1 protein-coding gene is annotated in these 1,812 nt (G+C 64.2%); it reads right to left on the bottom strand.

Annotated elements, in window-relative coordinates; genetic code table 11:
- Positions 1-1,520, bottom strand: a 1,520-nt coding sequence (gene ltrA / locus KIP88_RS45655) for a group II intron reverse transcriptase/maturase (protein WP_214494599.1), incomplete at its 3' end; no start/stop codon positions are given.
- Positions 1,521-1,812: the final 292 nt, after the last annotated feature.

The raw sequence follows: 1,812 nt of genomic DNA, 5'->3' as shown, positions 1-1,812 counted from the left end.
CCCCCCGGACAGATCCGGACATGCAGCTTTCCCGCATCCGGCTCCCACCTCGGGTGCTTGACGGCGAAGCGCTGTTCTGGCCAGGGGTGAAGGATCCTCGCTTTCGGGAGCCAGTCATCCGACAGCTTCGTGATCCGCGCCCAAGTCAGGTGGTCCTTCTGGCTGCGTCGCCTTAGCGAGCGCCGCCATAGGTCGATGACGTGGTAGCGGAACGCCTCCAGCACGCGCCCATTGGTCGGCACGGCATGGTAGGCGAAGAAGCCGGTGACGACTTGCCTCAACCATTTCCCTTGGTCGGGGATCGGCTGATGCCGCCGTCGTCGCATCTCATCCTTAATCTCGCTGAGTTTCGCTTGTATGCGGTCGCGTCGCGACTTCCGCTTGAGCAGGAAGCCGCCTCGGCGCGATGTGCCGCAGATGAAGCTGAACCCGAGGAAATTGAAGGTCTCCGGTTTGCCGAGCCCGCGCCGCTCGCGATTGGTCGCAGCGCGGCGGCCAAACTCGATCAGGCGGGTCTTTTCCGGATGGAGCGACAGTGCGAACTCCTGCAGTCGCGTTCGCATCGCGTCCCAGAAGCGACGGGCGTCGTCCTCATGTTCGAAACCGACGACGATATCGTCGGCGAAGCGCACGATGATCATATCGCCCGTAGCGTCGCGCCGTCGCCAGCGCTCGGCCCAGAGATCGAACACAAAATGAAGGTAGACGTTGGCGAGGAGCGGCGAGATCACCGAACCTTGGCCCGTTCCCTTATCATTGGTCGTGACGATTCCGTCTTCAAGAACGCCCGCCTTAAGCCATTTCTGGATCAGGCGGATGATGCGTTTGTCGCCGACCCGATGCTCAACGAAGCGGGCCAGCCAGGATTGGCTGACCCCATCGAAGAACGACCGAATGTCGGCGTCCAGGATGTAGTTCACCTTCGTGCTGTTGATCCCGGCAACCAGGGCGTCCAGCGCATCATGCTGGCCGCGCCCGGGCCGGAAGCCATAGCTAAATCCGAGGAAGTCCTCCTCGAAGATCGCGTTCAGCACGGCAGCAGTTGCGCGTTGGACGATCTTATCTTCCAGGGCAGCCACTGCGAGCGGGCGCTGGCGGCCATCCGCCTTCGGAATATACCGGCGGCGGCTTGGTTGCGCCCGGTACGCTCCCCGATGGACCCGTGCGTGCAGGTCTGCGATCTTGCGATCGAGATCGGCCTCGTAGTCCCGCCACGTCACCCCATCCACTCCAGGCGCCGCCTCCCGCTTAAGCGCGAAGAACGCCGTCCTGAGCATAGGCAGGCTGAGATGGTGGTAGAGCGCGGTGAACCGTTCCTTCTTCCTTTGCCTTGCGGCTTGACGTACGCGCTCCAGCGCCTGTGACACGCTTTCCCGGTCCTGCGCCCGGCGCGTGCTGAGCTGGTTCGCGTTCCCCTTGGCCCACGCCCTTCGCTCCACCGACTCCGCCGCCGGTCGCCCGGCTTTGTTCGTCAGCTTCGTTGCTAGTATGGCGGGGTCTGACTTCTCGTGTCCGTGCATCACCGGCTACGGCTCCTCGCCTTCCCGGTGCGGGCCGGGGCGGCCGAACCGTCCCCCGGTCAGACTCGAGATCTCCCGGTTTCCGCGCAAGGAACGTCCATACATGCCAGGGTCTACGACCACGCCGGGACGTCCAGGTGCTCGCGTTATCGCACCCGTCCGCGTCGCCTTCCGCTCTGAGTACAGCGTCGGCTCCCGGGACAATCTTCTTTCGCGGCTCAATGGCTGGCCTGCATGCTCCCCTGCCGACGCTTCGCCAACGCCCTCACGGACGCTGCCGCACGGCTCGGGG

This window comes from Bradyrhizobium sp. SRL28, from assembly GCF_018596315.1.
Taxonomy (GTDB): Bacteria; Pseudomonadota; Alphaproteobacteria; order Rhizobiales; family Xanthobacteraceae; genus Bradyrhizobium.
This window is presented reverse-complemented; position numbering and strand designations above follow the sequence as displayed.